The organism is Desulfuromonadales bacterium (assembly GCA_035620395.1).
Taxonomy (GTDB): domain Bacteria; phylum Desulfobacterota; class Desulfuromonadia; order Desulfuromonadales; family DASPGW01; genus DASPGW01.
The window spans coordinates 1-6,776 of record DASPGW010000033.1 but is presented as its reverse complement, the minus strand read 5'-3'; the positions used below and the strand labels follow the sequence as shown (position 1 = coordinate 6,776).

Annotated in this window: 5 protein-coding genes; 1 reads left to right on the top strand and 4 read right to left on the bottom strand. The window is 65.4% G+C overall.

What is annotated here, in order from left to right:
* The 4 genes from VD811_02055 to VD811_02040 all read right to left on the bottom strand — a co-directional run.
* Positions 1 to 128 (bottom strand): hydrogenase iron-sulfur subunit (locus VD811_02055; protein HXV19756.1); only part of this gene is annotated, 128 nt, incomplete at its 3' end.
* 91 nt (positions 129 to 219) lie between these two features.
* Complete coding sequence (locus VD811_02050) at positions 220 to 2,217, bottom strand: CoB--CoM heterodisulfide reductase iron-sulfur subunit A family protein (protein HXV19755.1); 1,998 nt, start codon at positions 2,215 to 2,217, stop codon at positions 220 to 222.
* Positions 2,218 to 2,355: 138 nt separating this feature from the next.
* Positions 2,356 to 3,243: a CoB--CoM heterodisulfide reductase iron-sulfur subunit B family protein gene (locus tag VD811_02045; GenBank protein ID HXV19754.1), complete on the bottom strand. Its 888-nt coding sequence runs from the start codon at positions 3,241 to 3,243 to the stop codon at positions 2,356 to 2,358.
* Positions 3,240 to 3,824 carry a 4Fe-4S dicluster domain-containing protein gene (locus tag VD811_02040; GenBank protein HXV19753.1) on the bottom strand — a complete coding sequence of 195 codons (585 nt, stop codon included), beginning with the start codon at positions 3,822 to 3,824 and terminating at the stop codon, positions 3,240 to 3,242. Before VD811_02040 ends, VD811_02045 begins: the two co-directional genes overlap by 4 nt.
* Before the next feature lie 599 nt (positions 3,825 to 4,423).
* Here VD811_02040 and uvrA point away from each other — a divergent pair.
* The coding region (gene uvrA, locus VD811_02035) for an excinuclease ABC subunit UvrA (GenBank protein ID HXV19752.1) at positions 4,424 to 6,776 on the top strand (2,353 nt) is incomplete at its 3' end.

The window sequence follows — 6,776 nt, the reverse complement described above, 5'->3', positions numbered from 1 at the left end:
ACCCGCACGTTGGCCGGGTACTGCATCCGGCTGGTCCCCGCCAGGTCGGCCCCGGCGTAGGTGCACCAGGTGCAGACGAAGGCGATGATCTTGGGCTCGAAGTCGTGGTTCACTTTTTCGGCATGCATGATAATCCTCTTGAAAACGATGACAGATGACGGAAGACTGATGACGGAAAAAGCTATTTCTGCCCTCTGTCCTCTGTCGTCTGTCCTCGGTTCATAAAGCCTCGATCATCGCCATGATCTGTTCGTCGGTGTAGCCGTCGAGCTCGACGCTCTTCGACGGGCAGCTCGCCTGGCAGGTGCCGCAGCCGCCGCAGACCCCGGGGTTGACCCAGGCGACGACCCGGATGAGGTTCCCCTGGCGGTCGCGGATCTCCTTCTCCTCCACCGCGCCGTAAGGGCAGACCTTCCTGCAGTAGAAGCAGGCGACGCAGCGCTTGTCGTCGACCCGGGCGACGATCGGCTCCCGCTCCAGCTCGTCCCTGGCGAAGAGGGTCATCACCTTGGCCGCGGCGGCCGAGGCCTGGGAGACGGTGTCGGGGATGTCCTTCGGCCCCTGGCAGGCGCCGGCGAGATACACCCCGGCGGTAGCGCACTCCACCGGCTTGAGCTTGGCGTGGGCCTCGGAGTAGAAGTTGTATTTGTCGTAGGAGATGCCGAGCTTCTGCGCCAGCGTGTCGGCCCCCTGGCGCGCCTGCACGGCGGTGGCCAGCACCACCAGGTCGGCCTCGATCTCCACCCGCACCCCGACCAGCACGTCGCTCCCCATGACCACCACCTTGCCGCCTTTCTGGTAGAGGCGGCTGACCATGCCGCGGATGTAGACCGCCTCTTCCTCCTCCACCGCCCGCCGCCAGAACTCGTCGTACCCCTTGCCCGGGGTGCGGGCGTCCATGAAGAAGACGAAGGCCTGGCCGTCGTGTACCTTGTGGTGGTAGAGCATGGTGTGCTTGGCGGTGTACATGCAGCAGATCTTGGAGCAGTAGGAGATCCCCTTCTCCCGGGCCCGGGACCCCACGCACTGGATGAAAACCACCGACTTGGGCTCGGCGCCGTCGGAGGGGCGCACGATCTTGCCGCCGGTCGGGCCGCTGGCCGAGGCGAGCCGCTCGAAGGTGAGGCCGTCGATGACGTCGGGGATGGTGCCGTAGCCGAACTCGCCGTACCCCTCATAGGCAGAACCTTCCGGCTTGGGGCCGATGTCGTAGAGCTCGAAGCCGGTGGCGACGACCACCGCCCCGACCGGTTCGGTGACGAGCTCGTCCTGCTGGGCGTAGTCCACGGCCTGGGGTCCGCAGACCTTGGCGCAGACCCCGCACTTGCCGCTCTTGAAGTACGTGCAGTGCTCCCGGTCGATCACCGGGGTGTTGGGGACGGCCTGGGGGAACGGGACGTAGATGGCGGGGCGGGTGCCGAGGTCCTTGTCGAAGCGGTTGGGGATCTTCTTCTGCGGGCACTTGGCCATGCAGACGCCGCAGCCGGTGCACTTGCCCATGTCGACCGATCGCGCTTTCTTGCGGATGGTCACCTGGAAATTGCCGATGTAGCCGTCGACGCTCTCGATCTCGGAATACGTGTGCAGGGTGATATTGGGGTGGTTGGCGACGTCGACCATCTTCGGCGTCATGATGCACTGGGAGCAGTCCAGCGTCGGGAAGGTCTCGGAGAGCTGGGCCATGTGCCCGCCGATGGAGGGCTCGCGCTCGACCAGGACCACCTGGTGGCCGGCGTCGGCGATGTCGAGGGCCGCCTGGATGCCGGCGATGCCGCCGCCGATGACCAGGGCGCGCTTGGTGACGGGGACGGTGATCGGGACGAGCTTCTTGTCCTTCTTCACCCGCTCGACCAGCATGCCGACGATCTCGCTCGCCTTGGCCGTCGCCTCCCCCCGGTCCTCGTGCACCCAGGAGCAGTGCTCGCGGATGTTGGCCATCTCGCAGAGGAAGGGGTTGAGACCGGCGGCCTGGGCCGCCTTGCGGAAGGTCTTCTCGTGCATCCGCGGGGAGCAGGCGGCGACCACGACGCCGTCGAGCCGGTGCTCGGCGACCGCCTTCTTGAGCAGGTTCTGCCCGGGGTCGGAACACATGTACTTGTAGTCGCAGGCATAGGCGACACCGGAGAGCTCCGCGGCCTGCTGCGCCACCTTTTCCACGTCGACGGTGCGGGAGATGTTCTCCCCGCAGTGACAGACGAAAACGCCGATTCTGGACATTGAAAATCCTTTAAAACCTTTTTGCCGCAGAGATCACAGAGGGCACAGAGAAAAACCGGAAATCACTGGTCGGGTTTCCCACCAGAACAAAGCGCTTGCTTGCATTGCTTTTCCTCTGTGTTCTCTGTCCCTCTGTGGTTAAAGAAGCTGTTTTTCTTTTAATAGCCCGGCCGGGCTGACGATCATGCTCTCGAACCCCAGCTTCCCCGCCGCCACCCCGCAGGCCAGGCCCAGCAGCTGGGTGACGTAGAAGACCGGGAGGTTGTAGCGTTCGCCGCTTGCCTCCTCGATCTCCTGCTGGCGGATGTCGAGGTTGCCGTGGCACAAGGGGCAGGCGACCATCAGGCAGTCGGCGCCAGCTGCCTTCGCCGAGGCGAGGATGTCGCCGGAGAGCTTGATGACCACGCCGGGGCGCGACAGGGTGAAGTTGGCGCCGCAGCACTCCATGCGGTGGCTCCAGGCGACGGTCTCGGCGCCGGCCGCGGCAATGACCCGCTCCATGATGGTCGGCGCCTCGCTGTCGTCGAGCTCGGAAACCTCGGGCGGGCGGGTCAGCAGGCAGCCGTAATAGCAGGCGACCTTGAGGCCGGCCAGGGGCTTGCGCACCGCCGCGGCGAGCCGCTCCAGACCGAAATCGCGGGCGACGATCTCCAGCAGGTGCTTGACCGGCTTGCCGAGTTGAACGGGAGCGTCGATCGCCTGCTCCACCTGCCGGCGTTTCTCGCCGTTCTCGGCGAGCTTGTGCTGGGCGGTCTTCAGGCGCGAGAAACAGGCGGCACAGGCGACCGCCAGGTCTCCCTCGACTTTTCCGGAAAGCTCCAGGTTCTTGGCGCAGAGGGAGAGCGACAGCAGTTCGTCGACGTTGTGGGCCGGGGTGGCGCCGCAGCAGAGCCAGTCGGGGACCTCGTGCAGGCCGATGCGCAGCGTTTTGAACAGGCCGCGGGTGGAGGCGTCGAACTCGATGGCCGAGGCGTGCAGCGAGCAGCCGGGGTAGTAGGAGTAGTTGAGGACGTTCTTCGGCGTCACGGGGCTTCCCCCTTCCTGCGCATCTCTTCAATCCGCGAAAAGATCTTCTCGACCTCGGCGATGTTGCGGTTCTTCTGCTGGAAGACCTTGAGCTTCCCCTTGGAGAGCAGCTTGGGGCCGAGCATCAGGTCCTTGAGAAACTGGCCGCTCTTGATGTTGAAGACGGCACCGAGGCGCATCTCGTACTGGCGGCCGTAGCTGCGGATGTTGTCGATGAACAGGCGATTGGCGAGCTGCACGTAGCTCTCCTTCGACGGCCCCTTGGCATCCCAGGAGCACTTGCGCAGGGCGTCCATGATGGCGGCGAGATCGACCTTGTTGGGGCAGCGGGTCGAGCAGGTCTCGCAGGAGGCGCAGTACCAGATGGAGCGTCCGGCGAGCACCCGCTCGTACTGGCCGAGCTGCAGCAGGCGGACGATGCGGTTGGGCGGATGCTCCATGAAAGAGCGCATCGGACAGCCGGCCGAGCACTTGCCGCACTGGAAGCAGCGGCGCACCGAGCTGCCGGAGAGGGCCTCCACCTTGCGGACGAAGTCGAGGTTCATCGTCCGGGTAGAGAGGTGCATCTTTGTGTTCTTCACGATAGCTCCCTGACAAGAAACAACCCGGCGGAAGACCCCGTCCGGATACTTTTATCATCACTAAATATTAAACCACACAAGGCCCAATTAGCTGGACACAAGGGTGGATATTTTTAATAAAACTAAAATTGTATTTATCATGTTTCAGAAAATACTGTCAAGCAGCTTAAGCGTATACGGGGAGAGTTGCCGGTTCATTTAGCAAAACGTGCGCCAAACCCGCATCAAGTGCTCTAGTGATGGGGCGTGCACCCTTTCATCCGGCATGAACATCGGGCCTCTGAGCCTTTCCTCGCCTGTGAATTCGACAGGTTCCGGAGATTCAGAGAAACGGCCTTTTCCTAAGGGGAGTGAAGAAAAAGTTTCAGGCCCACCGAATGGGGAGAGGGGGTTTTCTACCCGAGCAATGGAGATGCCCGTGGCCAAAATCCACATTGTAGCCAATTTTCCCATCGCATTGTGACCCTGTTGAGGCCGGGAGAAGAAAAGGATAATCGACGACAGTTTGGACGGGACCGAGGATGGGATGAAATGTTAAAATGGGCCACAAGCCACTAGCTCCGAGCCGGAAGGACCGCACCCGAGGCCGAACGAAGGACATGGTGAATCAGGACAAGGATTACATCCTCATCAGGGGCGCCCGCCAGAACAACCTGAAAGGTCTCGACCTCGAACTGCCGCTCGGCGAACTGATCGTCGTCACCGGCGTCTCCGGCAGCGGCAAGTCGTCGCTCGCCTTCGACACCGTCTACGCCGAAGGGCAGCGGCGCTACGTCGAGACCTTCTCCCCCTACGCCCGCCAGTTCCTCGACCGGATGGACAAGCCGCAGGTCGACCGCATCGAGGGGATTCCGCCGGCCATCGCCATTGACCAGACCAACCCGGTGCGCACCTCCCGCTCGACGGTCGGCACCATGACCGAGCTCAACGACCACCTGAAGCTCCTCTTCGCCCGGGCAGGGCGACTCTTCTGCCAGGGGTGCGGCCGCGAGGTGCGGCGCGACACCCCCGACTCCATCGCCGAAGAACTGCTGGCGAAGGCTGCCGGCGAGGAGCCGCGGGCGCTGGTCACCTTTGCCGTCGCCGTCCCGGAAAACTTCACCGTCGACGAGATCAAGGAGCTGCTCGCCCGCCAGGGGTACACCCGCCTGCACCGGGAGGAGCCGGGCCGCCTCGAGGTGATCCAGGACCGTCTGCACCTTGCGGCCGACCGGCGCGACCGCCTGATCGAGGCGGTCGAAGCGGCACAGCGCGCCGGCCACGGCCGCCTCGCCGTCTACCCGCTGGAGGCGGCGGGAGAGGCCGGCGCACCCTGGCGCTTCTCCGCCGACCTGCACTGCCCCGACTGCGATCTGCACTACGGCGATCCGGTGCCGAACCTCTTCTCCTTCAACTCGCCCCTCGGCGCCTGCGATTCCTGCCGCGGCTTCGGCCGGGTGATCGGCGTCGATTACAACCTTGTCGTTCCCGACCCCGGCCTCAGCCTTGCCGGCGGCGCCGTCAAACCGTGGCAGACGGAGAGCTACCGCGAGTGCCAGGACGACCTGCTCGCCTTCGCCGGCAAACGCGGCATCCCCGTCGATGTTCCCTGGCGGCAGCTGACGCCGGAGCAGCAGACTTGGGTGCTGGCAGGGGAAGGTTCCTGGGAGGCGGGGCTCTGGTACGGCGTCGAGCGTTTCTTCGCCTGGCTGGAGACCAAAGCCTACAAGATGCACATCCGCGTCCTGCTCTCCCGCTACCGCGCCTACAACCCCTGTCCCGCCTGCCGGGGTGCCCGGCTCAAGCCGCAGGCGCTGCTCTGGCGGCTCGGTTCGAAGAGAGAGGCGGACAGCGTACTCCCGCCGGAGCGACGATTCCGGCCGCCGGAAATGCTGTCGGCGGAGGCCGTCGCCGCCCTTCCCGGCCTGTCGATCCACGACGTCATGCTCCTGCCGATCGAGCGCGGCGCCGCCTTCTTCGCGGAACTGAAGTTGCCGGCCCCCCTCGACCAGGCGGGGGAGGTGCTCCTTACCGGCATCCGCTCCCGCCTGCGCTACCTGCTGGAGGTGGGGCTGGGGTACCTGACCCTCGACCGCCAGTCGCGCACCCTCTCCGGCGGCGAGGTGCAGCGCATCAACCTGACCACGGCCCTCGGCACCTCGCTGGTCAACACCCTCTTCGTTCTGGACGAACCCTCCATCGGCCTGCACCCGCGCGACATCGGCCGCGTCGTCGGCGTGCTGCAACGGCTGCGCGACGCCGGCAACTCCCTGCTGGTGGTCGAGCACGACCCCCAGGTGATGCTTGCCGCCGACCGCCTCCTCGACCTCGGTCCCGGACCGGGGGAGCGCGGCGGCGAAATTGTCTTCTTCGGTCCGCCGCAGGAACTGCTGCGGGCGGAGGGCTCGCTGACCGCCGACTATCTGACCGGCCGGCGGCAGGTGCAGGCGAAATCCCCCCCGGCCCCCCTTTACCAAAGGGGGGAGTGCCTTGAAATTCTCGGCGCCGCCGAGAACAACCTGAAGAACGTCGACGTCGCCATTCCCCTGAACCGCCTGGTGGTCGTCACCGGCGTCTCCGGCAGCGGCAAGAGCACGCTGGTGCAGGACATCCTCTACAACGCCCTGCGCAAGGAGATGGGACGACCGGTGGAGACGCCGGGCGCCCACCGCGGCCTGCGCGGCCACGATCGGCTGCGCGAGGTGGTACTGGTCGACCAGTCGCCCATCGGCCGCACCGCCCGCTCCAACCCGGTCAGCTACGTCGGCGCCTTCGACGCCATCCGCGAGCTCTTCGCCGCCGAGCCGCTGGCCCGCGCCCGCGGCTACACCGCCGGCACCTTCAGCTTCAACTCCGGAAACGGCCGCTGCCCGGTCTGCGGCGGCAACGGCTTCGAGCGCGTCGAGATGCAGTTTCTTTCCGACGTCTACCTGCGCTGCCCGGAGTGCGACGGCAGGCGCTACCGCGCCGAGG